At 47.0% G+C, this 26,156-nt stretch carries 22 protein-coding genes; 6 read left to right on the plus strand and 16 right to left on the minus strand.

The annotated features are described in order from the left end of the window. Positions 1-85 precede the first annotated feature (85 nt). The 3 genes from IFU39_RS24645 to IFU39_RS24655 form a co-directional block, all read right to left on the minus strand. Positions 86-742: an oxidoreductase gene (locus IFU39_RS24645; RefSeq protein ID WP_446740355.1), complete on the minus strand. Its 657-nt coding sequence runs from the start codon at positions 740-742 to the stop codon at positions 86-88. Between the two features lie 74 nt (positions 743-816). Then, positions 817-1,974, minus strand: a complete 1,158-nt coding sequence (locus IFU39_RS24650; RefSeq protein WP_197997917.1) for an MFS transporter — start codon at positions 1,972-1,974, stop codon at positions 817-819. Between the two features lie 208 nt (positions 1,975-2,182). Next, entirely contained in the window at positions 2,183-3,598 is a 1,416-nt protein-coding gene (locus tag IFU39_RS24655) for a sensor histidine kinase (RefSeq protein ID WP_192135473.1), read from the minus strand. Positions 3,599-3,838: 240 nt separating this feature from the next. Here IFU39_RS24655 and IFU39_RS24660 point away from each other — a divergent pair, with 240 nt between their 5' ends. After that, positions 3,839-4,492 carry a phosphatase PAP2 family protein gene (locus IFU39_RS24660; protein WP_091018593.1) on the plus strand — a complete coding sequence of 218 codons (654 nt, stop codon included), beginning with the start codon at positions 3,839-3,841 and terminating at the stop codon, positions 4,490-4,492. Positions 4,493-4,496: 4 nt separating this feature from the next. Here IFU39_RS24660 and IFU39_RS24665 read toward each other — a convergent pair whose 3' ends face one another. The 6 genes from IFU39_RS24665 to IFU39_RS32685 all read right to left on the minus strand — a co-directional run bounded on the left by IFU39_RS24665 (position 4,497) and on the right by IFU39_RS32685 (position 9,711). Beyond that, on the minus strand, positions 4,497-6,008 hold the full coding sequence (locus IFU39_RS24665) for an HD domain-containing phosphohydrolase (RefSeq protein ID WP_091018592.1): 1,512 nt from the start codon (positions 6,006-6,008) through the stop codon (positions 4,497-4,499). Positions 6,009-6,199: 191 nt separating this feature from the next. Next, positions 6,200-7,183 (minus strand): anti-sigma factor, encoded by a 984-nt coding sequence (locus tag IFU39_RS24670; protein ID WP_091018590.1) that lies wholly within the window; start codon positions 7,181-7,183, stop codon positions 6,200-6,202. Further along, positions 7,180-7,776 (minus strand): RNA polymerase sigma factor, encoded by a 597-nt coding sequence (locus IFU39_RS24675; protein WP_091018589.1) that lies wholly within the window; start codon positions 7,774-7,776, stop codon positions 7,180-7,182. Before IFU39_RS24675 ends, IFU39_RS24670 begins: the two co-directional genes overlap by 4 nt. A gap of 1,104 nt (positions 7,777-8,880) precedes the next feature. Next, positions 8,881-9,192, minus strand: a complete 312-nt coding sequence (locus IFU39_RS33070; RefSeq protein ID WP_017690878.1) for a hypothetical protein — start codon at positions 9,190-9,192, stop codon at positions 8,881-8,883. A gap of 263 nt (positions 9,193-9,455) precedes the next feature. Then, entirely contained in the window at positions 9,456-9,563 is a 108-nt protein-coding gene (locus tag IFU39_RS24685) for a hypothetical protein (RefSeq protein ID WP_017690879.1), read from the minus strand. Between the two features lie 43 nt (positions 9,564-9,606). Further along, on the minus strand, positions 9,607-9,711 hold the full coding sequence (locus tag IFU39_RS32685) for a hypothetical protein (RefSeq protein ID WP_017690880.1): 105 nt from the start codon (positions 9,709-9,711) through the stop codon (positions 9,607-9,609). Between the two features lie 444 nt (positions 9,712-10,155). Here IFU39_RS32685 and IFU39_RS24690 point away from each other — a divergent pair, with 444 nt between their 5' ends. Then, entirely contained in the window at positions 10,156-11,280 is a 1,125-nt protein-coding gene (locus IFU39_RS24690) for a PsbP-related protein (protein WP_192135475.1), read from the plus strand. Positions 11,281-11,464: 184 nt separating this feature from the next. On the opposite strand, the gene IFU39_RS24695 is transcribed toward IFU39_RS24690, so the two are convergent. Next, positions 11,465-11,791: an MTH1187 family thiamine-binding protein gene (locus IFU39_RS24695; RefSeq protein WP_017690882.1), complete on the minus strand. Its 327-nt coding sequence runs from the start codon at positions 11,789-11,791 to the stop codon at positions 11,465-11,467. Between the two features lie 773 nt (positions 11,792-12,564). On the opposite strand from IFU39_RS24695, the gene IFU39_RS24700 reads away from it, so the two are divergent. The 4 genes from IFU39_RS24700 (at position 12,565) to IFU39_RS24715 (ending at position 18,517) form a co-directional block, all read left to right on the plus strand. After that, entirely contained in the window at positions 12,565-14,883 is a 2,319-nt protein-coding gene (locus IFU39_RS24700; RefSeq protein WP_091018585.1) for a ribonucleoside-diphosphate reductase subunit alpha, read from the plus strand. Between the two features lie 403 nt (positions 14,884-15,286). After that, the gene (locus IFU39_RS24705; RefSeq protein ID WP_192135477.1) at positions 15,287-16,318 is read left to right on the plus strand and encodes a ribonucleotide-diphosphate reductase subunit beta; all 1,032 of its coding nucleotides are present in this window, start codon (positions 15,287-15,289) and stop codon (positions 16,316-16,318) included. A 165-nt stretch (positions 16,319-16,483) separates the two neighbouring features. After that, entirely contained in the window at positions 16,484-17,458 is a 975-nt protein-coding gene (locus IFU39_RS24710; RefSeq protein ID WP_091018581.1) for an SMI1/KNR4 family protein, read from the plus strand. Between the two features lie 21 nt (positions 17,459-17,479). Then, positions 17,480-18,517 (plus strand): phosphotransferase family protein, encoded by a 1,038-nt coding sequence (locus IFU39_RS24715; RefSeq protein WP_192135479.1) that lies wholly within the window; start codon positions 17,480-17,482, stop codon positions 18,515-18,517. A 167-nt stretch (positions 18,518-18,684) separates the two neighbouring features. Here IFU39_RS24715 and IFU39_RS24720 read toward each other — a convergent pair whose 3' ends face one another. The 6 genes from IFU39_RS24720 to IFU39_RS24745 form a co-directional block, all read right to left on the minus strand. Continuing rightward, entirely contained in the window at positions 18,685-20,496 is a 1,812-nt protein-coding gene (locus tag IFU39_RS24720; RefSeq protein WP_192135481.1) for a S9 family peptidase, read from the minus strand. Positions 20,497-20,603: 107 nt separating this feature from the next. Then, positions 20,604-21,410, minus strand: a complete 807-nt coding sequence (locus tag IFU39_RS24725) for a 4'-phosphopantetheinyl transferase family protein (RefSeq protein WP_192135483.1) — start codon at positions 21,408-21,410, stop codon at positions 20,604-20,606. A 34-nt stretch (positions 21,411-21,444) separates the two neighbouring features. Next, positions 21,445-22,668 carry a M16 family metallopeptidase gene (locus IFU39_RS24730; RefSeq protein ID WP_105601443.1) on the minus strand — a complete coding sequence of 408 codons (1,224 nt, stop codon included), beginning with the start codon at positions 22,666-22,668 and terminating at the stop codon, positions 21,445-21,447. Further along, positions 22,661-23,968 carry a M16 family metallopeptidase gene (locus tag IFU39_RS24735; RefSeq protein WP_192135485.1) on the minus strand — a complete coding sequence of 436 codons (1,308 nt, stop codon included), beginning with the start codon at positions 23,966-23,968 and terminating at the stop codon, positions 22,661-22,663. The genes IFU39_RS24730 and IFU39_RS24735 overlap by 8 nt, the downstream gene beginning before the upstream one ends. A gap of 24 nt (positions 23,969-23,992) precedes the next feature. Beyond that, positions 23,993-24,970 carry an LpxL/LpxP family acyltransferase gene (locus IFU39_RS24740; RefSeq protein WP_105601447.1) on the minus strand — a complete coding sequence of 326 codons (978 nt, stop codon included), beginning with the start codon at positions 24,968-24,970 and terminating at the stop codon, positions 23,993-23,995. A gap of 2 nt (positions 24,971-24,972) precedes the next feature. Further along, entirely contained in the window at positions 24,973-26,154 is a 1,182-nt protein-coding gene (locus tag IFU39_RS24745; RefSeq protein WP_105601448.1) for an arginase family protein, read from the minus strand. Between the last annotated feature and the right edge of the window lie 2 nt (positions 26,155-26,156).

Consider the following 26,156-nt stretch of genomic DNA (forward strand, 5'->3'; position numbering starts at 1 on the left):
TTGTTGCCTATTATACCACGATCTGCCTCAAGCGAGAAACGCTCCTCACTAGCCACATGAAGTAAACAGCTCGTTCAAAGGTTTCTTAGCCCCCGTCCACACCAAGGACATGAATCACTTCATTGGAATACACATGGTTTCCCTTGGCTTGCACCAGCGCAATATTGGTCATGGCCTGTGCAATGGTTGCGGCGTGGACCGCCCGGTATTTGTCCGCTCTGCCTTTCATCCAGCGATCCAGAAACTTCATGGCATAGGCAGCCATCTGCTCACCGAACCGCTTCTCGTTTCGATCTCCAAGAATTAAGGAAGGACGGAAGATATGCAGTGACGGAAAACCGATATCGGACAATGCATCCTCCATTTCTCCTTTGGTCCGACTGTAAAAGACCCGGGAACCTGCACTCGCTCCCATGGAGGAGATCACCAGCATCTGTACTACACCATGTTGCTTTGCAATCGTGGCTGCACGAACCGGGTAATGATAATCCACCTGACGGAAATTGTCCTGACTGCCTGCTTTTTTGATTGTTGTCCCCAAACAACAGTACAGGTCATCGATTCCATTGAATAAGTGGTCTTGCCTCTCCAGCTGTTCCCAGTCCACCACATGCTGTTCCAGTTTGGGATGTTGCAGCTCAAGCGGACGTCTAACCAGAACGCGAACCAAGTTGTATGCCGGGTGCTCCAGCAGATGATGAACCAGTAATTCGCCTACAAGCCCCGTGGCTCCAATCACCATGGCTTTCCGTTCGAGACGATTCAAATACATCCCTCCACTTCGCCATCGTTATATTAAGTTATGTGATATCATTTCTATTTTAACAGTACACGACGTCCAAGGGTAAATGTCAGAATCAGCATCACGACACCAACCCCCACCTGAAATCCATAGGCTGAGATCCAGGCGAGCGCATCGGACCAGGTTTCCATTTTTTCATACAACCAACCACCCAACAACGGCCCAAGAAACGAAGTTACTCCGGTCAGAGCGGAATACACCGCGACAAACATCGGTCTTTCACTTTTGGGTGTGTCTCCAATGGTAAAGTTAAATGCCAGCTGATTGAATCCACCTACACCGATCCCAAGGAAGATATGAGATAGAAATAGTGCGATCAATACGGGCATGAACGACATTAAACCCCACGACAAACAGGAGAGTGCAATGACTGGCAATGTCCAAAATAGCAGGGTTTTGTTGCTGAATCTGGCATTCAGATTGCCCCAGACATAAAAACCGGCCATCATAACCAGCGTCTGGACTACCGTGATCAGGGATACAGTCTGATAATTGATGTTCAATAAATCGAGCATAACATAGGAATAGAGCGGAACAATCAAGGTCTGGATCAATAACCAGACAGCAAGGAACAGCGTTGCTTTCAGAAAAGAACGATCCTGGAACGGCTTGATGAACATGCGCCAGAAAACCTTTTCGGTAGAACGTTCAAAGGGAACGTCCGGATAGAAAAAGTAGATAACTGTATTGGCAATAGCACAGATCCACACCGGAATAAACAGGATCAGAAAGCCCATTTCTCCAGGGTAACGGTCCAAAACAATACCACCTGCAAATAAGCATACGCTTCCAAGAGCATTCAGAATCGTATTTCGAATTCCAAAATAACGCCCTCTCACCTTAGCAGGTACGATATCACCAATCAGTGAAGTCCAGATCATACCGCCGATGGTATTTGATATAAAAGCAACCGTATACACGCCAATATATACGCTTACCCACCATTCTTTGGGGAATATGAACGGGATCAGTCCCGTTGCACTCCACAAGATACGATGTGTGCCCACGAACAGCAGCAGCATGCGTTTACGGCTGCGAATACGCTGCATCCAATAAGCTGCTCCGATCTGGGCAATGTTCACAAACGTCGTAATCGCGAGCACAAAGCCGATATGTCTCGACCCGGCCCCAAGGTACAGCAGAAATCCGGTTAAAAATGGGCCTCCCAGCAAGGTCTGTAAAATAATTGCCGGTACACCCTCCCATGTTGCAATCGATAAATTCGTGCGTTGTGTCGAACCCTTGCGCCGTGGTTTGCTTGTTAACGGGGGAGGATTAACGTTGACCGTCTTCTGTATGGGGATACACTCCTTAGACCGGGTCTCAAAAGCCGGTCGATGCTAGTTGTCATCCCAAATTCTACTCACGGCGCGAAGCTTGTCAACTCATTTTTTCACGGTCCAACGGGAGATAGAGATAGAAGGTGCTTCCTTTACCTTCAGTGCTCTCAAGTTCAATCGATCCCCCCAGTAATCTCGCTAAATCCCGACTGATCGACAGGCCTAGTCCGGTACCGCCAAATTTCCGACTAATCGACCCGTCAGCCTGCTGAAATGCTTCAAATATGGAATGATGCTTGTCCTCAGAAATCCCAATACCTGTATCCTGAACGGAGAAAATAAGCCATCGATTCTGAATACCTGCATTCTTAATCTGCTTGGTGCTTACGGTCAGCGTGACCTTCCCCCGGTGAGTGAACTTGATGGCATTGGACATCAGATTCCGCAAAATCTGTTGAACCCGCTGGGGATCAGACCAGAGCGTCTCGGGCAGTCCCTGTTTTTTGTCCAGAACCAACTGAATACCTTTTTTCTCAGCAACGAGCTGAAAGTGGCTCATGGCATCTTCTGTAAGTTGTGCGACACTGATATCCTCCAGTACAATATCCAGGCGCCCCGCTTCTACTTTGGAAAGATCCAGAATATCGTTAATGAGCGTGAGCAGTTCCTGCCCGGAGTGGTCGATCATATTGGCAAAACGTACAATATCCTCCTGATCCATCGTGTCAGCATTCTCGCTGATCATCTGGGCAAAGTTAATAACACTATTGAGCGGTGTACGCAGTTCATGGGACATAGTGGCGAGAAATTCGGATTTGTACTGTGAGGCAATCATCAATTGTTTCGCTCGATCCTCCAGTACAATCTGGGCTTTCTGTAACTCTTCCTTTTGCACAGATAAAAGCCGGTTTGTACTCTGGATCAGCAAAATTCGATTCTGTTCATTCTGAAAATCACGTAATATAAACGCAAACATAAGACTTAACAAGATACCTGCAGGAAGCGTGTAAGGCATAATATGGGAGAAAAAGTATGTAGCCGGGATGACGCCAAAAATAGCAATGCCTACACTATTGACCACATTGACGATTAGTACAACAAGGAAGCCTTTTGTGATTAGTCTGAAGTTGCTGCGTCTTATCCATATATTTAAACCCGCACATATTACACCGAGTAAAGTCATATTAATTACCGCTGCCACCGTAGCATCCGTGATACCAAAGGTTAACCTGGATAAACCTATCCCTACACCCACAATAATTACACTATAGGGTTGTCTGTACGTCAGAACGGCAACAATTAAAGGAACATAACGAAGGTCAAAGACTACTTCATCCGTGAGTTGAAATCCAAAAACCGTACTGATCCAACCTGCAAATATAAGGACAAGCACGGAGCTGATCTGCTTCACTCGGGAAGAGGCACGTATTACGACATATTTATAGAACACACTAGCAAGATATGCAATGGTAATAAGCATCCCCATATTCAATACGAACATTTTTGAAAATTGCATTCACTCACTCCTGTTGTACCGACTTTACTGGCCAAATTACCTTCGTCCGTATGTGTCTCTATCATATCATGCCCATCGAAGCTTCGGCATTCCTTCTTCGTCAAAAAAATACACAAAAATACACAAATCAGGATTCAATTTGTGCGCTGGTCGTAGTAGAATATATTGTTGTTTAAATTTGAATTAGTTATTTGCTGGGGTCATGCTCCTAGGGAGCATGAATGAAAGGAGAAAGATGTTGTGCAATTGTTAAAAAGCAAATCCTATTGGCTGTCATTGAGTTTGATGCTGTCTTTGGCCGTCATGGGGCTGTTCTATGATATTCTTAACAGTCCGGAACGCGGGTTCGCAGTGCTTGATTCGCCGCTCGACCGGATCATTCCCTACGTGCCTGGCATGTCCATTCCATATTTGGGCTGGTACCCGTTTGTATTCGGTGTGCTCGCTTACCTGTGTGCCAAGGATCGCCTGACGTATTACCGTGTCTTGTTATCCATGAATATCTGTGTCTGGATATGTTATCTGATCTATTTCAACTTTCAGACCATGGTACCGCGCCCGGAACTGACGGGTACAGGCCTGGGAGCATCTGTTCTCGGATGGCTCTATAGCCAGGATCGTCCTTATAATTGTTTTCCAAGTATTCATTCTCTTCACTCTTATCTGGTTATGCGTGCCGTTCTCTCGGTTCCAAGCATCCGCAAACCCATCAAGATTTTGGTGGCCGCCGGGGCAGCAACTATTATCGTATCCACGCTAATGATCAAACAACATGTGATCTATGACGCCTTGGGTGCAGTCATACTCGGCGAGTGTGTTCTCACCATCATAACAGGCCTCGCTCTTCACCGGAGACGCAGAAAAGAATCGAAGTGGACAGAGGGGATCAACTGATCCCTCACTTCGATGGTTTCTGAAGATGTTGTTGTCGTCTCCATTCATCAATAAACAAACCTGCAAAATAGGGGTCCCATTGGGTCCCTTTTCCTTCTTCCAAAATCGTTAGCGCTTTCTCGTGACTCATCCCATTCCGATAGGGTCGATCAGACGTCATGGCATCAAAGGCATCCGCTACCGCAATGATGCGGCCAAAAAGGGGAATATCATCACCAGCCATCCCATCCGGGTATCCTTTGCCATCATATCTCTCATGGTGAGATCGTACACCTGGCAGAAAATCGGCCATGGCATCAATAGGCTCTATCTGTAACAAAATACTCTCTCCCTGCACGGGATGTGTACGAATAATCGCGAATTCCTCATCGCTTAGTTTTCCATCCTTCAGCAGTACCTCATCAGGTATGCCAATTTTCCCGATATCATGAAGCAGGGCTGATTTGTACAATAAATCCGCCTGTTCCTCATTCATTCCGCTCAGCTTGCCAATCATCAGCGAATACTCTGCCACACGCATGGAATGTCCTGCCGTGTACTTATCTCGGGCGTCTAAAGCAGCAGCCAGCGTAGAAAAATAACTTTGCAACAGCTGTCGATTGCGTTCCTGTCTCATCTCCAGCCGATTAATCATCATATTAAAACCGGAGATCAGTGCCGAAAACTCATCCGCATATAAATCCGGAGCTCGTCTGCCAAGGTCTCCCCCCTGAATTCGGTTCATCTCATGCGTCAGTTCAGCGACTGGATCACGAACATCACGAATCAACAGCCAGCTTCCCACCAGCGCAAACCCCGCGCCCAGAACAACGATGAGAATTCCCCACAGTATGTACTCTTTCGCAAATTCACTGTCTATATACTGAAGTCTGATATATGTAGCCAGGAAAAATAGAAATAGAGGAAATAAGCCAATCAGTGCCGTACTTAGTTGAAATTTACGCTGGATCGATACCAGGATGCGACCTCCCAGTGAAGGTTCCATCCCATATTGGACTTTGCCTCGATGTCGAATCTCAAGTAACAGGGGTCTAATCGCCCGCACCGTTAGGTAATACTCAATCAGTGCATGCATGATGGCAATCAGAAAGGCGCATGCGGCGGCCACAACAATATACAAGTAAGGGAATTCAAGCCACCCTGTGGATATCATCCATATTGTTAATCCGGCTGCTGGGAGTGAAAAACCAAGCATGTGCGGACCCATGATCCGATATATGGTCTGTCCTGGGAAACGATGAATTTTCTCATACATGTGGTTTAATTCTTCTCTCTCATGATGCTCGGAAGTGAAAAACTGTCTTATGGGGCCAAGCTGTACCCACAGCGTAATTAATTCTGCAACCAGCATGAACAAGAGTGAAATCAGTACAATGAAGATGAGCCGAACAAATTGAATATTGGGTATTTGCAGAGTAGATACCATAACTACTGTACCGACAACAAAAACAGCTGCCAGTGAACCGATCAGATAATTGCGTATCAGGCGAAAGATAAATGAACGGTATGCTTCCAACTGAACCCCTCACTCTCTATGTGCAACCAGTTCTCCCTTGAGACACAGGGAGATTAAGGGTATTGCTTTCTATTTGTTTATCGGTTGCTCCGACTAAAAAAATTAATAAAATCCAATGGGTCGGCGCCAGAACTGGAAAACACAAAAAGGCTGCTCCACGACGGAGCAGCCTTTGGTGATCTATCCTATATTTATCCTTTAATCTTGGCAGCCAGAATCATTGTACCGCGCGGCTCATCTCCCATTGCATCCGGTTCAAGCGTGATGGCAACCGTATCATAGTCGTTGGCCGAATCCAATGTGTAATATACCGCTCCCGTTCCGTCACGACTAAGGAAAGTACCCGCATTCTGAGGGGTATCTCCTTTGATCAACCAGACCTGAAAAGCCTCGTTGCCTTCCAGGTTCGGCAGATTCTCAGCTTGCACAACCAGGTGAGTGCCTTTGCTGTCAATAACGATGGTTGCGAGACCCTGAGCTACAATGTCCTGCGTTGCAGGATTCAGCTTCACTGCCTCGCCAGTCTGCATGCCCTGTGCGGGCTTCAGAGCTGATGCCAGCTGCTCCTGCAGCTGCACATTCTGTGCCTGTGCCTGCACGAGCTGCTCTTGCGTAGCCGACGAGCCCGCTGCTTGCTGCGTCAGCGAGTCGATCTGGCTCTGCAGTTGCGCCGTGTACACGCCCAGCAACAGTGCCGCGGCCGCAAGGCCGGCACTGGCTATGCGCCAAGCGCTGCTGCTGCGCGCACGCGCGCGCGCTTGTGGCTGCCATGGCTGTGCCTGGGCAGCCTCTTCCACCCGGGCTGCAGGCACCGCCGTTACCGGCGGCAGGCCTGGCCCGGGCTGCGCCGCACGTTTGTGCTGCGGCGCAAGATCCTCCTGAAGCACCACGGGTGCTTCAGGCTCAGCAGGAGCAGCTGCCGGCTTCGCCTCGGTGCTCTCCTGCACATGTCCGAGCACGTTGCCCAGCACACGTGCTCGCATACCTGGCGGCGGTGCCACAGGTTCCGCCGCAAGTGGCAGGAAGCCAGTCACTTCCTGCAATTCCTTCACCTCCTGGCGACAAGGTTCGCAAGTTGCCATATGCGCTTCAAACGCCGCCACTTCCTCTGCTTCCAGTCCGCCCAGCACATACATCGGTGCCAGATCAGACCACTCCTCATGTCGTTCTATCATGGATGTATGCCCTCCCTTCCCGCGTCCGGATGCAATTCAGCATCGGCCAGCAACTTTTGGAGCTGTCGCATGGCAAGCCTGACACGGCTCTTTACTGTACCCAGCGGAATCCCGAATCGGCTGGATACTTCCTGCTGGGTTAATCCCGCATAATAAATCGATTCTATAACTTGCTGCTGATCACCATTCAGTTGGGACAACGCCTCTTTAATACGGGTGCCTTCCAATTTACGCTGCACTTCTTCTTCCGTATTCGTATGCTCATCGGCATAGGCCGCCAGTGTCTCGTGTTCAACTGAAGTAGCCGCTGCCCCTTTCGATTTCCGCCTCAGCATGTCCACTGCTATGTTGCGCGTAATCGCAAACATCCATGTGGTCAGCTTCCCCTGTGAGGCATCGTATCGTTCAGCATTATTCCAGACCCGCATAAAAAGTTCCTGAACAGTCTCTTCTGCCGTCATGGGATCACCAACGATCCGATAGGCAAAAGAATACACCGCTCGCTCATAACGGTCATATAAAAGCTCCAGTGCGGAGGAATCACGTTCCGCAATCTGCCGCATTAACCTGCTGTCCTCCATCGATTCAGTCATGCGAGGGCCCCTTTCTGTTTCTTCCCTCTTATTATAACCTACGCAGAATCTTTTGAAGAGGATTACCTAAATTGAGAAATAGATTGAAAAAATTCTGTATATTTTCAGACGAGCATTTCAGCTTCTGACTTGAAAGACCACCAGAAAAACATGTTTTTCTGTTCGCCCTTTCCTTTTTATTGCAATAAATTACAGCCTGTGGTATACTATAAGAGTTGTATCAAACAACCTCATATGATTTCTGTCTTCTTTAAACCCCGGAATATTTTCTTCATGCTGCGACCGCAGCGAACTATAAGCACAATTAACCTATGAAGATTGAAGAACCTGAATCACGATAACCCGGTAGTACAGAGTTTCACAAGATGTTCCCATTCACACTGGCGCGGTCATCGGAGCCGCAAGGACAAAAGAGAGGTAGGGCTTTTGTTGTTTTGGATATCACTTATTCTTGAGAAGATTGAAAACATACACAAAGCACCCGGAATTGGGTTCCGGGTGTTTATCCATGTCTACATACACATTTCAGCATCATCCACAGACTATCGGACACCGTTCCTTCATTGAGAAAAGTCTTCCTTTCACTTATCGGACTAACCAGATATATTCGGCTCTGCTTTTAAAATTTTTCCACTCTCCCGTGCACCCCTCGATACTTACTTCCTTACTTCTCTAATTGTGCAAATAACCCCGGCCTCTAAAGCAAATGTTTACGCTCACCAGATGCTAACGAATCCTGCACACCTTATATTAAGGATTTCTATGCTATGTAAAATCTAACGAATCTCAGCCACGTTAATCCATGTCACTTCATGAATATAGGCTCCAAACATGCCCAGATTCAGATAATAAGACGTCTACGATTCGTTAAACTTGTGAAATGGCGAAAATGCATGGAATAGCTTCTGTGGGGTTCGTTAAAGAAAGTAATCCCAACGCTCCTTCACTTCTAATAAAAAAGGGACAGCGCAGGATGAAACCCTACGCTGTCCCTTTCTGAATCATAGGTACGTATTGCCCAACATGGAACTCAAACTCGGAGTTTATTAGAGCACCTATCGCAACGATCCACGATCAGCAAAGTCTCCTTGCACTCACAAATACTTAGATAAACATCGTTTTGGAGATGATGACCAGCAAGATGAACAGTACAAGGATCGTACCCATGGAACCCCAGCTTCCGCCGCCATGACCATAGGATACTCCACAACCCTGTTGATAACCGTGCATCATTGGAGCCTGATTGGCATGGTGTCCGTATCCATAGCCATATCCCATTGGCATTGTTCCACAACCATATCCATACCCATGCATTTCATGACCTGTGTATTGGTATCCTTGCATATGCTCATAACCTCCCATATGTCCGTATACGTGTCCCTGTCCGTTCGGTGAATTCGGTTTTACTTCGCTCATTGTTCATTCCTCCTTAACATTTGCCTACACCCCTAAGCTATGTATTCAGCCTACCTCTGGACCGGGCTATCGCCCTCATATTGACAAAATGGGCGTTTAGCCATGAGGTACCTTCCCCATTTTCGAAACATACTCCGCCCTTCCATTTCTTGAATTCCACCAATTCTTCTGTTTAACTACAAGCTATCTTAGCTTCCTGGCTCTCCACCATGCTTGTCCTCTAGAAAAAAAACCCCACCGGTTGCCCGGCAGAGCTCGCCATATTATACCCAGAAAGATTTAGTGATGATTACGAGAAGAATGAACAGAACCAGGATTGCTCCAGTCGATGTCCAGCCGCCGTATCCTACGCCTTCAACTACGTTGCTCATGCAGAACCCTCCTTTACAAATATATTAGGGTCCAAGCGGTTTATTAGATCAAGAATGCTTTAGAGATGATGACCAACAAGATAAAGAGAACCAAGATCGCGCCAGTCGATGTCCATGCGCCGCCGTATCCACCTACTACTCCACTCATGTAAACCCCTCCTTTGATTTGAGGTACAGTTCACTATATGCACCAATCACACATGGGACCGGGCTCAGATCGAAAATGGGCTGTTTTTTTCCACCGACTATTCCTTAATTTCACCTACACAAAGGGTTAGTTCTTAAGTCGGCATGTTATGTTCATATATGTTTAATTCATAAATAAATCCCACGGTTATATCAACCAAATGTATGTACTATCGCTCAAAATGGATACCCACACGGTATATTATTAGCTTTTAACTTGTTAAATACAGATAAATTACCTTTTTAGTAATTATGAATACTGAAATCTTTATTTATGTTATTATTTTACTAATAAAGTAGAAAGGAGTTTCCATGCTCACCACCTAAACTAGATTATCCCAAACGAAATGATGACCTTAGAAAAAATCCCAACCGATGGGAAGCACATGAGGAGAAATTAGACATAATGAAGAAACTTATTACGATTTTGGCATTAGCCACATTACTTAGTGCTTGTGGTAATTCAGAAACAAACACAACAACCGATAGCCAAACGTCCGAAGCATCCAAGGCAACTGAAACTGTCTCAACAGAAGCAAAAGCTACGAAATACACTACATATAGTGGAGAAGGATTTTCTTTTGCATATCCTGAATCCTGGAAAAGCGTAGATACAAGTCAAATGAATGCTCCATCCATTAAAGCTGCTTTTTCAGACCAATCTTCCTCAGCCACATTTGCAGATAATATGAATCTGACGATTGAGACCAGCTCAACCGGTTCAATTAATCCTGAAGAATACGCTAATAATATAGTGGATTATTACACACAAAGCGGTTCAAGCATCGGCATTTCCGATTATAAAAAAACCAGCTACACAAACAAGCCTTATAAAGAATATAGCGCTGGTGTCTTGGAAGGAGCCTATAAGCATTCCTCGGGTACAGATGTTATCCTTGTGCAGTATCTGATTCCGACCAATACAGAACTCTATACCATGACGTTAACTTACGCCAAGGATACTTATAATCAGGATGAGATCAAAGATATCCTTGATTCCCTAAGCATTACTGCTTCTCTGGAGCAAACAGCACCAACTGCAACGACTGGAAATTCATCTGTTACGGCATCAGCTGCGGATTTCTTTAATGAGTTAACTCCGTACATTACAGAAGACACAGCCTTTATGGAGCAGGCATCTTATGATTTCTTTGGTAAACATAACGATGTATTCCCGGCCATTACGGCAGAACTAAGCAAAAAGGTACGGGGGCTCGTTGACTCCAACGTAACGACCCGTCATCTGAATAAAAATGTAGCCAACTATTACAATACTTTCGTACAAATTAACGGGGAAGTCATTTCCGTTGAAGAAGATAGCTCTCTCGGAGCAACTTTCTCTGTCGTTCATGTCATGGATGAGAATGGAAATGATATTATAGCGTTATATCCTGCAACGACCGGAGATTTGCTTGACGGTGATTATGCCACGGTGATCGGTGCTCCAATTACCAACTTCTCTTTTGAAAATGTTGGCGGTGGTTACACCAACGCCACGTTGATTGGAGCCTCATTGGTAGTTGCAGATTAATTAAAATGTTAAATGAGTATACAAAAAGACCAGCTTAATGAACGTTAAGCTGGTCTTTTTGTCTTTCTGTTTATAAATGTCAGAAATTCACGTTAACTACACAGACAGACACAATCTAACCTTTAATTAATGATGATTTATAACATACCAAATAACCGTATATACGGATGTTTATACTAAACCATTAATTAGGCCTTGCCTGAAGTGACGTCAGTTTATCCTGAACCGATTGTAACTTCTGTATACTTGAGGCATCCGGTTTATCACGACGGTCGTCAATTTTGACGGATGTGGAAACACGCTGAGCTCCTGACAAAAACGGTGCTTCATGCAGAGCCGCAATTGCTGTAAAGATCTCGTTAAGCGGTCCCTCAATAATGGTGCTCATGGAAGTTAACTGATATGTAATGCCCCGTTGATGTTCCAATACCTTTTGCATGTCCGCCACATAACTGCTTAGACTGGTTGTACCCGTTCCGATTGGAATTACAGTCACTTCTGCTATTGCCATTTTGCTCCGCCTCCTCTGGGCCCCGTGAACAACCGCTGCCGCTAATTTTAGTCGATTTTTGACTATTTTTATTCTACCAGTTGAATGCGTTACAATTCAAACTGACGTGATGACGTCATTCAAATTGTTCAAAAATTTTTTTTGATAAATCTTCAAATCTTCCAGTCCTTTTCCTTTGCGGATTCCTGGCTTAAATGGTATACTCGGAATTACGTTTTACTGTATCGGCCCACTTTACAAACACAATATGTTGGGTTACAGTATGTTGACAGCTACAAAATGTAGTAACACTAGATTTCTCCGCTTCTATTAGTCACCTTCTGCATTCTCGCGAAAAACAGGATGAAATCACCTCCAAAGGCACGTCCCTGTAGGTGTAAATCGCTTTCTCGAAACAGAGTTGACATGGAGGTTAACGGGGCTGTTTGGACTGCATCCGGTATCCTCAAACTACAGGCACATCTGCAATAGACCAAAGCTTACATAAGCACCTTTTTCTGTCTATATCCAGAACTTCTAAGACAGTAAGAAAGCCAGAGCATCCATGGGCATTTTCAGCCGCGAGGCGGGAGAATGCTTTTTATATGAGCATGTTCTGCATTGTGCTGTTTTGTGCTCCTCAAGTTGAGCGATTTAAGACATGAACTTGTCACCGCCGTTGCAGTCTGCCAAAAGCAACCTTTACCTTTTTCTCACCGTAAGACAACACTCAATTCTTTATATAAAGAATTTCTCCAATTTATCTCTTTAACATGCGAAAGCGAGGAATATTCATGCCACAAGTTGTGACCAAGCCGAACAACCGCCAGCTTGCCTTTGATGAGATGCGTATCTCGGTATATGCCGACCGTAATCTGGAAGGACTGGAGACACTGGACAAGGAACGTCTCGTACGTGGGGTAAACAGCAAACTCCGTCGTGACGAAGTTACCGGGGACGAAATCAGCAACGCTTTTATCATGAGTGCACTGGAACTGGTAACAAAGGAAGAGCCCGACTGGAAATTTTCAGCAGCACGCGCCCTGCTCACTTCCTTGTACAAAAAAGCGGCTACCAACCGCAGATACAAGTCTTACCCGGACGAGCCTTATGGCGCATTCCATCCTCTTCTTGTAGATCTCGTGAAGAAAGGTATCTACCGCGAAGAATTGCTGGAATGTTACACCAAAGAACAGATCGACGAACTTGCTGAGTGCATTGACTACCGCAACGATCTGCTCTTCGATTACATCGGCTTGCTCACACTGGCAGAACGTTACCTCGCTCACGATTTTGATGGAAAAGTAATGGAATTGCCGCAAGAGCGTTATATGGTTATCGCCATGTTCCTAATGCACCAAGAGCCTGCCGAGAAACGTATGGATCTCGTGAAGGAAGCATATTGGGCAATGAGCAACATGTACATGACTGCAGCTACTCCTACGATGTCCAATGCAGGTAAAAAAGTAGCCGGTCAACTTTCAAGTTGCTTCATTGATACGGTGGACGACTCACTCGAAGGTATCTTCGATTCCAACACGGATGTAGCTCGTCTGAGCAAAATGGGTGGCGGCATCGGCGTTTACCTCGGCAAAGTCAGAGCTCGTGGTTCGGATATCCGTGGTCACCAAAATACAAGTTCCGGTGTAATCCCTTGGATTCGCCAACTAAACAATACAGCAGTCAGCGTAGATCAGCTCGGTACGCGTAAAGGTGCCATTGCCGTCTACCTGGACGTTTTCCACAAAGACATTCTGGCCTTCCTCGATCTGAAGCTGAACAACGGTGACGAGCGTATGCGTGCGCATGACGTATTCCACGGCATCTGTCTGCCTGACTTGTTCATGGAGCGGGTATCCACTCGCGGCGAGTGGAGCCTGTTCTGTCCTCACGAAACAAAGAAAGTGATGGGCTGGAAGGACGAGAATGGTCGTGCACTCGGACTGGAAGATTTCTATGATGAGTCCTTTGGCGAAGGTGCGTTCCGTGATAAATACGAAGAAGCAGTGAATCACCCACTGTTGTCCCGGATTACAGTACAGGCGATTGACATCATGAAGCGTGTACTTAAATCCCAACTGGAGACAGGTACGCCATACATGTTCTACCGGGATACGGTTAACCGCTCAAATCCTAACCGTGCACACGGTATGGTATACTCCTCCAACCTGTGTACCGAAATTATGCAGAACCAGTCTGCCACTGTGATTGAAAAGGAAGAACTCGTAACCAAGGATGGACAAACTCGCATTGTGATTTCCAAAGTGCCTGGCGACTTTGTTGTCTGCAACCTGAACTCCATCCATCTGGCACGTGCTATACCTCATAATGTATTGGAGCGTCTCGTTCCAATTCAGGTGCGCATGCTGGACAACGTTATCGACATTAACAACATTGAAGTGTTGCAAGCCCAATATACCAACAGCCAATATCGCGCAGTCGGTCTGGGAACGTTTGGACTTCACCACCTGCTTGCTCTCGAAGGCATTCATTGGGAGTCTGACGAAGCGGTAGCGTATAACGATAATCTGTATGAAAAAATTAACTACCTGCTCGTGAAATCCAGTATGGAGCTGTCCAAAGAAAAAGGACATTATCCGAAATTCAAAGGTTCCGATTGGGAAAGTGGTCACTACTTCGACCAACGCGAGTACACATCAGGTGAGCGCGCAGGCGAGTTCGTGACAACCGAACAGTGGAAAGAACTGCAAGCCGAAGTACGACAAAACGGTGTACGTAATGCCTGGTTGTTCGCCATTGCACCTAATGGTTCTACGTCCATCATTGCCGGCTCAACGGCTAGTATTGATCCGCTCTATGAGCTGTTATCTTATGAAGAGAAAACAACTTACAAAATTGCCAACCCGGCTCCGGATCTGTCCGAAAAAACAAGCCCTTATTACCAAACGGCGTTCCAGGTGGATCAGCATGCTTCCATTAATATGGCGGCTGCCCGTCAGCGCCACGTCGATCAGGGACAAAGTTTCAACTTCTACGTTCGACCAGATATTAAAGCAACAGAATTCCTGGAATTGCATCTGCACGCCTGGAGAGCCGGCATGAAATCAACTTATTATGTTCGTAGCCGAGCATTAACGATTGAAGAATCTTAATTTTTGCGCAAGTTACGTTTTATGTATGACAGAGAAGATTTATTAGATTCAAGGTGACCACCAGGGCATCCTGTTTTGATTGCAAAATGGCGTTGCCCTGGTTCTTTTTTGCCTAAAACACGATCACAGCATCGCAAGATGTTGATATAGATGCCACATTATACAATCCTAATATATAAAAGAATTAATGATTACACGATAACGAAGAGGACAGAACAAAGCTGAAGAAACGAAGCTAAAAGCCTTCTGTAAGAAAGCTACTTCGGAAGCATACACATCGACTTTATCACCGGATTTTCCCCTTTGAAAGAGGATCAAAAAAATCAGGGGATAACAGTGATCGGAAGGTTGTTCTGTCATCGTAGTTATACAGTGTAAATTCATTCAAGGAGTGAACGGAACAATGCAAGTACAGAAAATTTTCAATACCGAAGCCCCTAACCAATCAACCCGTATTATTGAAGGTGAATGCTCCGGTATCCTGAACTGGAACGACATTCGCATGCCTCATATGTACAAATTGTACAAAGTACTGCTACTTAACCACTGGATCGCAGACGAGATTCCCATGTCCAAAGATGCTTCCCAGTTTGCCCAATTGGACGAGGAAGAGCAACGTACGTTTAAAATCAACATCTCTCTGCTCGCGGTACTTGATTCCATGCAGACGATGTTTGTGGGTGACGTAAAACGTTACTTTACCGATTCTTCACTCGAAGCGATCTCGGCCATTATCGGACAACAGGAAGTTGTTCATAACCAATCGTACTCTTACGTCCTCTCTTCCATCGTATCGGATCGGGAGCAAAAGGAAATTTTCGAATACTGGAAACATGATCCAGTCCTTCTTGACCGTAACCGTTTCATCGCAGACATCTACCAAACATTCCGGGACGAGCCGTCTCCACAGACGTTCTTCCAGGCTATGGTAGCCGATCTGGTACTCGAAGGAATCTTCTTCTATAGTACGTTTGCCTTCTTCTACAACCTGGCCCGTGACCAGAAAATGATGGCAACCAGCCAGATGATCTCGTATATCCAACGGGATGAAAACCAACACTGTTACTTCTTCGCCGAAGTGTACAAACAGTTGCTGGTAGACTTCCCTGAACTGAACACACCTGAGAACATGGAGTATGTATACACAACTATTAATCGTGCGGTTGAGCTCGAAACCAACTGGGCACATTACACGCTCAGCAACGTACGCGGCATTGACCTGAACGAGCTGGAAGATTACATCAAGTACATCGCCAACAAACGTCTGCGTCTGATGGGTATGGAAAAAGCATATGAAGGTGTGGATGTAAACTGCATGCCTTGGATCAAACCATTCTCTGATGAAGCACTGAATGCAACCAAAACAGACTTCTTCGAAGCTAAATCCCGTAACTACGGTAAAGTTGGCGACGATAACGGATTTGACGATTTGTAAACCCAGCTAATTGCATTCTTCAATCATTCATAATGATCACATTAAAGCACTCCTTGTTCGTAGAAAGCCATCGTGGTTGTCTACAAGCGGGAGTGTTTTTTTACCTCTGAACCTTGTAAAATAGTTGGAAGAGATTCTCATCCCCTACTGAAGTGAGGCCTAATCATGGAAAAAGAACTGCTGGAACAAATCAACTTGTGGCATGAGCAGGACCAATTCAGTCTCATTATTGAACGTATTGAACGAATCCCCGTCTCAGAGCGGGATTATGATCTGATTGGTCAACTCGCCAGAGCCTATAACAATGACGCACGTTACCGCGAAGCCATTCAACAACTGTTGTCTGTCGAGGAGCAAGGGGTAAACGACCCGCTGTGGCATTATCGCATAGGGTACGCGTACTGTTATATCGCCGACTATGAACAAGCACTATTGGCGTTTGAGAGAGCTAACGAACTTCAGCCCCATGATGAATCAACCCTTGAATTCCTAAGTCAGATTCGACCTTTTACCGAGAAGATGCGACGGGATCGACAACGCCATGAAGAACAAGTGACAGCATGGGAGCAGCATGGCACGTTGAACCATCTTCGTGCTGCTTCAGGAACGTACGACCCAGTGACATTCTGGAAGCAGAGTAATTATGCACGGGATAACCATGTGTCGGCCCCCTTTGACGAAGACATGATTGTATCTCTTGAACACGAATTTGGTTACAAGCTCCCTGCCTCCTATATTCAGCTTATGCATACCCAAAATGGTGGAATCCCTGCACGAACGGTGTTCCCAACCGAAGAAGCAACCTCCTGGGCTGTGGACCATATTGAGATTTCAAGTATTTTGGGGATCGGCCGGGACAAGATGTATTCCCTTGGAGGAGAGTTTGGGAGTCGGTTCATGATCGAAGATTGGGGATACCCTGACCTGGGGATTGTGATCTGTGATTGTCCATCCGCTGGCCATGATGTCGTTATGCTGGATTATCGTTTCTGTGGTCCTGAAGGCGAACCCTGTGTCGTTCATGTGGATCAGGAAAATGATTATGAGATTACATATCTTGCGCCGAATTTTGAAGCTTTCATCCGTGGATTGGTCGATGAGGATTGGTATGACCTGTCTGACGAAGAGAATGAGGACTAAACTTCAGGAGGATCTGGCCATATGACAACCCGTATCTATTTTGGTTCCAATCAACTTGGCGAAGTGGCTGCCATTTCATTGCAGGACGCGCTGAATGAACTTGAACTGGGAACCCTTGAAGACTATCAACGAACGGATAAAGGGGTTATGGGGCAGACCTTGCTCATTCGAACTTCCCGTGGAGAGTATATTCTGAAAGGCAATCCTTTATATGCAGGACAGTTACAGGAAGAAAAGTTCTATGTAGAACAACTGGCGAAACATACGTCCATTCCTGTCCCTGACCCCTATTTATTACAGGAAGATACCGAACTTCTGGGCTGGAGTTATGCCATCATGCCGCGCCTGCCCGGGAATCACCTGTATGATCCGGTATTCCAGGCTTCACTGTCACAGCAGGATCAGGAAGAGATTGCCTGTATGCTTGCTCATACTTTGGCTGAGCTGCACCGCTGGAAGGTGCCTGACGCCGGGGAATATGATCCTGTAGCGCAGCAGATTGTTTCCTTTGCAGGCGATTATCTGGACTGGTTGTACGGAACCATTCGCCACTGGTTACATGACGCAGAGCAATACTCGGTGATTACGGATGAAGATGTTCGGTGGGTGGACGATCAATTCAAGAATGCTGAACCGGCATTTCGTTCCAAAGCTGTTCCGAGTTTTGTCATGGGAGACTTCAAGGTCGAGAATATTCTGATTCAACATGTGGGCGACCGTTCTTTCGGGTGGCAGATTAGTGGCCTGTTTGATTTTACAACCGCCTATTTCGGAGACGGCACAGCCGACCTAACCAAAATATCCACCAGGTATGTTCGTGAGGGTCAACCAGAGCTGGCTGCACAGTTCCTTCGCTGCTACCGGGATCTGATCTGTGCAGCAGATGAGGAGAAGTGCCAACACTTCCGCACACGTCTCAGCATGCATCTGCTCTATCAACGTATCTTGTGGTGGGGGGAAGCCAAAGCGACAGGACAAGTGACGTGGACGGCCGACCTGCCTTTTGCACAGTGGGCTCAGCAGTCCATTAATTCGATTGTCGCATTGCTGGATGAGTAGATTTGGACAGGTCGCTCAAGGATAGCGGCCTTCCAAACTAACGTATGTATCACTCCATATATGTCGACCAACATCTGGACGCACGGATAGAACCGCCAAAGATCAAGAATGATCTCTGGCGGTTTTTATATCTCACTATTTTTCAATCAAACATGGAATCTCTCAACTTAGGCTTGTGCGACGGGTGACTCCTGATGTTTCTGCAAAAACTCCAGCATCCTGCGATATACGAGAATCTCGTTAGTCTTTCTGGAGAAACCATGCCCCTCATCATCCAGAACGATGTATTCCACATCAATTCCCTTCGACTGGAGCGCAGCCACGATCTGATCGGATTCGGCCTTCACGACCCTTGGATCATTGGCACCCTGAATGACCAGCATCGGGTTAACCATCTGATCGAGATACGTAATCGGTGAATCCTTCGTTAAGCGTTCACGGTCACGGACCGGATCACCCAGCCAGTTATCCATCATTGGCTTCCAGTCTTCCGGTACGGATTCCAGGAACGTGAACAGATTGCTCGGCCCAAAAATATCGACCGCAGCCCGGAACAGCTCCGGATGGCGCCCTGCCAATAACAGGGTCATATATCCCCCATAGCTTCCACCTACCACAAACAACCGCTCTGGCGAGGTAATACCCTGATCAAACAGCCAGTTGATCCCGGCAACACAGTCCAGCCTTGGCCCTTCGCCCCAATCTCTCTCAACCAATTTAACGAATTCCGCACCATATCCGGTACTGCCACGGAAATTCGGTGCAAAGATATGATAGCCCTGAGCGAGCATCATCTGGAACATCGGCCGGAAGAACTTCGCTTCCGAGGCTTGCGGCCCTCCATGTGGCCAAAAAACCGTATAACCATTGGCCTGCTCCGGCTTTGCTTTGAACAAGAGCGCTTCGATCTCCAGTCCGTCGTAGGAGTTATACCGAATAACATCAGGATACACGAGATCACTTGGGTCAAGTCCCGTTACCCGATTGGCGGTCAGCGGCTCCCAGGACTCTGCATCTGCCATTTGGCGATATATGTTATGCGGTTGGATCGCTCCACGTCCGAGGATATACACATTACCAGCCTTGGTAACGTTGACCTGCTCTATCGTATCCAGCGGCATCTCTACGCGCCGAGGCTCCGCGGCATTTTTGCCCAATACGTACATACGATTTTCCGGTCCTGTAAGTGTCCAGAAATATAAGGTCTGGGAAGCCTTATGCCAGCGGATAAACTCTACGTCTTCCCCTTCGATTTGGCACACTAGACGGAATTCACGGGTATCGATGCGATATTCAGCCACATAGGAATATGCCGAGTCGTCATTGGTAATGAACAGAAGGCGATTATCATCTGCAAAAATCAAATCGGATACCTGACTATGACGTTCTGAGGCAGGCAGAATTACCATTTCTTCATCGTTACGATACAGATGCGCCGTCTGATACGTATTCGAGTACATTTTGAGAATGACATAACTCTTCTCGTCAGGACTTACGGCAACCAGGCTGCTCGTAACCTCTTCTCCACTGTATAACAGTTCATCTTCACCTGTCTCCAGATCGATGCGGCGTGAATTCAGATAATTCGGATTACCCGCGCTGGTGACATAATAGAGACGTTGTCCATCCTCGGACAACTCAGCGAAATAACAGCGATCATTCGGTTCTGCCGGAACCACAGGCAGTGGAACACCACCCTCGGGTGGGAGTGCATACAGATGATAGTTCTCATCTCCATCCCGATCAAACGCGGTAAGCAGATGACGTCCTTGCGGGTCTGCTTTAATAAATTGACTGCTCTGATTCAAGTAAGTTAAAGGATACGGGTATCCTCCAGGCAAATCCATCGCCCAAATATTCGGCTGACCGTTCAGATTGCTGTCCATGAACAAACGTTTCTCGTCTGCCGATACGGCAAAATGCCAAATGCGGTACGTCTGAAAATATTGCTCGACATCCGGTTTAGGGAACTGAATCATGACAAACCTCCTTGGAATTGAACCAATGAATTTAACATTGGTAAATTAAGGTACCGTTTGTCCATATTATAGGTAATGCCAATGTTTAGACAATAGATATGTAAGATTTAATTACAGATCCCCTCATCGCTTTGCATATTTTTATCCATATTCATCCAGTGAATGAGTGGTATTTGGCTCCCTGTCACGCATAATGATGCTGAGTAGCCTTTGCCCATTTTCAGAGACTGCAACACATACTTCTGTCCGGCCCATTTCAGCAAATGTTCATGATGATTTATAGCTTGTGCCGTATTCAGATTCCTCCACTGCCCACATAAAGATTGACCTGAAGCCTTGATCCAGGCCTCCTTGCCTGTGAGAATGTTCCACAGCAAAAAAGAAGAATCTTCCCCGGAACACATGGCTTCCAGCACATAATCCCGCTCCTCTTCCGTCAGGAAACGTTGGATGATGGCCTGCTCTCTTATCAGTGGGCGTACCCATTCCACATCTATGCCAATTGCGTTGTTACTGGATGCAATCGCCAGTACACACAGCCCATTCGTATGCGAAAGGCTGAATTGCGGACCTCCCACGAGATAAGGCTTTCCGGAAGTGCCGTATTCAAATCGAATATCCCTTGCCTGAAGCTGCATGTACTGTGCCAGCACTCTTCGCAAGAAAACCCTTGAAATCATCCAGCAATGAGCCTGTAGACGTGAGGTTGTACTGATTCTAGCCATACGTTCATGTTCGTCTACAGTCATTGCATCGGATTCCATGGTAGTCGCTGTCTGCAGTTGATCCTCCCTTATGGGTAAAGTCTGTGTCCAAATGTGGACCTCCGGTTCTCCTGAAAATGGCGTGAACGTATCATTCCCTTGTTCCCTCATTGCCAGAAGGCTGCTGATTGTTCCGGTTCTGGATTCCATAAGGCCCTCCTCCCTAAACGGGGTTACGTACATGCTAACGTATAACAACCATCCGCAGACGAGCAGACGTTGCAATAGTTCTAAGACCACTCCTAACCTCTTCTACTGTTAATTCAAGTGCATACGTGCCAAGCTGCATATAATCCAGTCCAATCACCTCATATTCGGAGACGTGCATGCATCGCTGTTTTAACGAATCCATGTCTGCATAATACTTGCTTAACCACTTCATCCGTGCATAGTTGAAGTTGGATAGGGACAGCGTTCCGTTCTGAATATGCTCACACATCTCCTCAACCCGGTTATATAAAGAAACGGGATCTGCTGAATACCCACAAGCGTTCGAAAAGGCAAATTCCTTACGATAATAGTGGTCCCATTCTGCACCCTTATGAAGCAGACCCAACTCCATACATTCCGCGTAGAAATCGGAAGTTTCACCCAGTAAAGCTTCAATACCGATCATGCAAGCGATTTGCTCTTTCAATTGCATCCCATCTTCTGCACGGAACCCATACCTTACAAGCGGCAAGGACAATCCGCATTCAATCTCCCGATATTGTTTATTGGAGTCCTCGCCCAAATAGTCGAGTGTAACTTCTGGCAGGTAGGCATCATTCAGTGATTCTTTTGCAGGGAATTGTTCCAGCATGTCCACAATGAACTCCGCTTCAACCGGACCCGCTACCGCTACTGCCATTCTTCCTGTGTCATAGCGAGTATTGTAAGCATGATTCAGCTCATCCGTTGTCATTTGATACAGACTATCCGGTGTACCTGCAACATCCATTGTGATGGGGTGATTGCTGCCATACATCATCTGAGTCAACTGCTGCAAAGCTCTCCAGGAGGGCTGGTCTGCATACATGGACAGCTCCTGATGAATGGCGGACCGTTCCTGTTCCAGATGCATCGGGGTGAAATATGGAGTAGCTAGCATGCCGGTGAACAACTCCAGACTTCGTTTCAAATCGCCTGTGCAGGCCATTTGATAAGTTGTTACATCGTAACGTGTCAATGCAGATGTCGAAGCTCCCAGAGTATGAAATAGCGGCTTGACGGGTCGTTGATCCGGATTGTAGAACATCATATGCTCAAGGAAATGCGCTCTGCCAGGCAGGGCTGCATCATGGATTGAGCCATAGGACACGGACCACGAAACAAAAGTATGATGGAACTGGGGTTCGGGGAAAATGTGGACCGACAGACCATTGGATAAACGCCTGCGGACAGGTGCGATATTCACAATACTATTCATGAGTCACCTCCTGCACTGGTGCAGAATATTCACTCTCAGGATACAAAATCCAGGTGACAGCCTTTTTCATGCCAGAGGCTACCTCGGCCACTTGTTCCGCAGTAACGCAGGATATGGCTTCCAGGAATTGCGGAGTTGTCATCTGGACCCGGTTGAGCAATCGATCGATATGAAGGTTGACCACCTGCTCAGGCAGATCGTATCCCACTTGCACATAATGCATCACATTCTGAATCGCTCTATACAGCTCCACTTCCTGAATGTCTCCACTGCATATCCTCAGCCATTCAGCATCTATCGCTTCAAGCACATCCGTCACATATCCACTGCTTGTTCCCGTTGTCACATGAAGCGTTCCCCGATAATCATCCAGTGTGCTGTAGATCTGATACACCCATTGCTTTCGTTCACGAAGCTCGGATTGAAGCCTGGAAGCAGGCGTAGCGCCAAACAGGGAATGAAAAAGAAACAGTGCAGGATAGTCCGACGATCCATACGTAACCCCGGTGGTGAAGGTCACATTAATCTTGCATTGCTGAATATCCATCAGCTCAAGCATCATCTCGCCTTCCTCCCGGCGCTCAGTAGGTTGACCATGCCCGATCACAGATGGGATAGCTCTCCCCTCAGCCGTGACAAGCAATGGCACAAAGGTCTCCATGACCTGAGCTATCATCACATCCGACTGGAAATCACCGATCACATGAATATGTAGTGGGCTGCAAAGCACCTCCCGGTACCATTGCTGCAGTTCACCATCACGCACACAATGTTGCAGTTGCTCCACGTCGGCATCCCTGCTTCGTTCCGCATACCCAAGCCATTCCAGACTACGCCCCTGTACCACCTTATCCCAATTGGAAACATCATAGCCAGCATGATGTTCTGCCCAACCAAGTTCCTCCTGGATCTGCACTTCATCAAAATCGAATACACCCTGGAGGCTCGATCCAAACAACATATCTGCGAGCAGCTTCAGCGCATCGAGCGTCCGTGCATCGGTCCCGGGCAACAACCCTGCAGGGATACGCAACCGAATGGATGCGAGCTGAGTCTCCCCTTTCTGCTCCAATTCGCATCTTAGCTCATCGGCATACATAGACCATAGTTGCTGCCGTAGCTTTCTTTTGCCGAGTGAATCCTGCCTGAAAAGCATTCGCACAATGACTGCAAACACCGCTGATGGAATCCTTCCCTGTTCGTTAACGATACCAAGGTGGAGATAACAGTTGGCGTATTGGCTTGTTGGCATCACATGGACCGATAGACGATTGTACTGCTCCGTAATGAAAGACTGCATTCCTGCCTCCCCCTTATCTGACGGTTAACCCAAATTGTAGATCATGCCACTCTCGGTGTTCAGTCCAAGCTGACCGAATCCCTCCAGCGGCTTGGAGAACCAGTCCACCTGACTCTCAGCCTCCGTTGAATGAAGATTAGTCTCATCCTCTTTCCAGTGAATCACTTGCTGATGGTGACGGTCCCAGAATCTCCATAATGCAGGCTGCTTCAGCAGTTGATTGCGAAACGGCTCATATACACGTCCTGCTGATTCCTGAATATCCCCTTCTAAGATGAAAGGCGGCAAGAAAACAATTTTGGAACGAAAATCTTCAGTCAATGTCATGAAATAGGGGCATACAGGCTTGCGTGTCTTGGCTAAAATACGAAAAATACCGCTCCTCGTCCGGATGCGTGAACTCAGGAAAGGGAGCTCCACTGCGCGATTATCCGCGTTGAACCCGGTCTGACCATCTACGAAAAGGTTGAATGAACCTCCCTTCCGCAAATGAGAATATAATCGTATGCCAATCATCTCATCCTCGGCATTCAACAGATCAGCACCTGCAAACTGACGTAGGGTATTCCATGACGACAGCTTCTGTTCCTGCTCTACGGTGCCCTGCTCAGCCACAAGATAGAAGGGTAATCCGGACTTCATGTGGCCTGCGCGAATCTCCTGTCCGATGGTGATCATATTATGCCGGACGAATCCATAATGCCATGTCAACAAAGCCCCACCTTCCTGCAAAGTCGCTTGCAAATGTTCAAGCCCCTCGACTTCATCCCAATCCATAAAGGAGTACGGGCTTTTTTTGTGTTCGTCAACCGTCCGCAAAAAAGCCAGATAATCCATCCAGATCGACTCCGGTGACGATTCCGGTTGAAGTGGTGCAAGCTCCTTAACAATATTCATTAGCGCATAGAAGAATCCCAGTTGAATTCCGTTTGTCTTTTCCCTATACAACTCCTCCCTGACCTGTTCCTTATGTAACGTATATAATGTATGAAAATCCTCCATCCTTACACCTCCTGTATATCCTGATTCATGGATACTCCCGTTCCCGACAGCATTCCTTCCCTGGCTGCGCTAGTTCTAGAAGACAATTCAAACCGCCGACGATTCCGGTCGATACCATCCATCATATAGACCAACATTCGAAGCGCCAGCTCATATTGTCCAGGAATGTGTCGATCCGATTGCACACCCTGTCCTTCAACCATGTCCATCCCTTCATAAGATAACGGGACTTCCAGCGCTGCAATAACGCAGTCTCGAATATTCTGCCACGTCGGTCCTGCAGCAATCGGAAAATCAACAAACGGGAAGCTTCCCGGATCAAGGGAATCCAAGTCAAAAGTTAAATAAGCCGAGTCGACATCGTACTTCTGCCTTACCTCGTTCAGAACGTGGCTCACCCTCTCGGGTGTCATATGCTCTGCCGATATTTGAATCAAGCCAGGATGGCTGTACATCTGATCTGCTGAGCGAAGACCACGCAGGCCAATCTGTACAACAGCAGCAACCGTATCCTGCTCTAGCAAATGTCTCACAAAATTGGAGTGACTGGGTTGCTCCTGATGGATGGCATCGATACCGCAATCATGATGGGCATCGAACTGGACCAGCACTCTTCGACTGCCCGGGGCCTTTGCCATCATCTGAAGCACGGCATGCGTAATGGAATGGTCTCCGCCAATACAGCACAATAGTGCCTGTTGATCCAGCGCATGATCCAGTGCCGCCGCAAGCCCCTTTTGATAAGGAACAGCTGTATCCGCCTCCGCTTCATTCATAAGACAAGTACCCCAATCCTGCATGGCTACGCTCTCAAGCAATCGTCTCCCACTTCCAATATCGTACAAGCTCGAATTCCCGGACTCTTGTAACGATGGATAGATGACCTTTTTCCACGATTCTACGCGTAACGCATGCGCAAGTCCGGCAACGGAGGAGTTTAACATGCTTGTCCCACCAGAATGAGGGATACCCAAGATCCCCAGTTGAGGAGCCCCATGACCGATAAGAGGCTCATACAAAAAAAAAGGCGCTTCCGCAGGTTCCACCCCCGGCAAATCCGGGGGGCGTTGTGGCTCCAGCTCTTTCGCAGGTTCCAGCTCATAAAACTGGCTGAACGTTTCATCCGCAGCGATCCACGCATCTGCAATGCGACGTACCAGATAAGCAGGTTCTGATGTTGTCATGC

It is taken from the genome of Paenibacillus sp. CFBP 13594 (assembly GCF_014842675.1).
GTDB lineage: Bacteria > Bacillota > Bacilli > Paenibacillales > Paenibacillaceae > Paenibacillus > Paenibacillus amylolyticus_B.

What these genes read in the sequence shown, in the direction of transcription:
- IFU39_RS24670 (WP_091018590.1), bottom strand. Translation starts at nt 7,183, where the DNA reads ATGATAGAACGACATGAGGAGTGGTCTGATCTGGCACCGATGTATGTG.
- IFU39_RS24720 (WP_192135481.1), bottom strand. Translation starts at nt 20,496, where the DNA reads ATGATTCAGTTCCCTAAACCGGATGTCGAGCAATATTTTCAGACGTAC.
- IFU39_RS24675 (WP_091018589.1), bottom strand. Translation starts at nt 7,776, where the DNA reads ATGACTGAATCGATGGAGGACAGCAGGTTAATGCGGCAGATTGCGGAA.
- IFU39_RS24705 (WP_192135477.1), top strand. Translation starts at nt 15,287, where the DNA reads ATGCAAGTACAGAAAATTTTCAATACCGAAGCCCCTAACCAATCAACC.
- IFU39_RS24740 (WP_105601447.1), bottom strand. Translation starts at nt 24,970, where the DNA reads ATGGAGGATTTTCATACATTATATACGTTACATAAGGAACAGGTCAGG.
- IFU39_RS24685 (WP_017690879.1), bottom strand. Translation starts at nt 9,563, where the DNA reads ATGAGCAACGTAGTTGAAGGCGTAGGATACGGCGGCTGGACATCGACT.
- IFU39_RS24730 (WP_105601443.1), bottom strand. Translation starts at nt 22,668, where the DNA reads ATGAATAGTATTGTGAATATCGCACCTGTCCGCAGGCGTTTATCCAAT.
- IFU39_RS24700 (WP_091018585.1), top strand. Translation starts at nt 12,565, where the DNA reads ATGCCACAAGTTGTGACCAAGCCGAACAACCGCCAGCTTGCCTTTGAT.
- IFU39_RS24735 (WP_192135485.1), bottom strand. Translation starts at nt 23,968, where the DNA reads ATGCAGTCTTTCATTACGGAGCAGTACAATCGTCTATCGGTCCATGTG.
- IFU39_RS24690 (WP_192135475.1), top strand. Translation starts at nt 10,156, where the DNA reads ATGAAGAAACTTATTACGATTTTGGCATTAGCCACATTACTTAGTGCT.
- IFU39_RS24645 (WP_446740355.1), bottom strand. Translation starts at nt 742, where the DNA reads ATGGTGATTGGAGCCACGGGGCTTGTAGGCGAATTACTGGTTCATCAT.
- IFU39_RS24655 (WP_192135473.1), bottom strand. Translation starts at nt 3,598, where the DNA reads ATGCAATTTTCAAAAATGTTCGTATTGAATATGGGGATGCTTATTACC.
- IFU39_RS24710 (WP_091018581.1), top strand. Translation starts at nt 16,484, where the DNA reads ATGGAAAAAGAACTGCTGGAACAAATCAACTTGTGGCATGAGCAGGAC.
- IFU39_RS24725 (WP_192135483.1), bottom strand. Translation starts at nt 21,410, where the DNA reads ATGGAATCCAGAACCGGAACAATCAGCAGCCTTCTGGCAATGAGGGAA.
- IFU39_RS32685 (WP_017690880.1), bottom strand. Translation starts at nt 9,711, where the DNA reads ATGAGTGGAGTAGTAGGTGGATACGGCGGCGCATGGACATCGACTGGC.
- IFU39_RS24695 (WP_017690882.1), bottom strand. Translation starts at nt 11,791, where the DNA reads ATGGCAATAGCAGAAGTGACTGTAATTCCAATCGGAACGGGTACAACC.
- IFU39_RS24745 (WP_105601448.1), bottom strand. Translation starts at nt 26,154, where the DNA reads ATGACAACATCAGAACCTGCTTATCTGGTACGTCGCATTGCAGATGCG.
- IFU39_RS33070 (WP_017690878.1), bottom strand. Translation starts at nt 9,192, where the DNA reads ATGAGCGAAGTAAAACCGAATTCACCGAACGGACAGGGACACGTATAC.
- IFU39_RS24715 (WP_192135479.1), top strand. Translation starts at nt 17,480, where the DNA reads ATGACAACCCGTATCTATTTTGGTTCCAATCAACTTGGCGAAGTGGCT.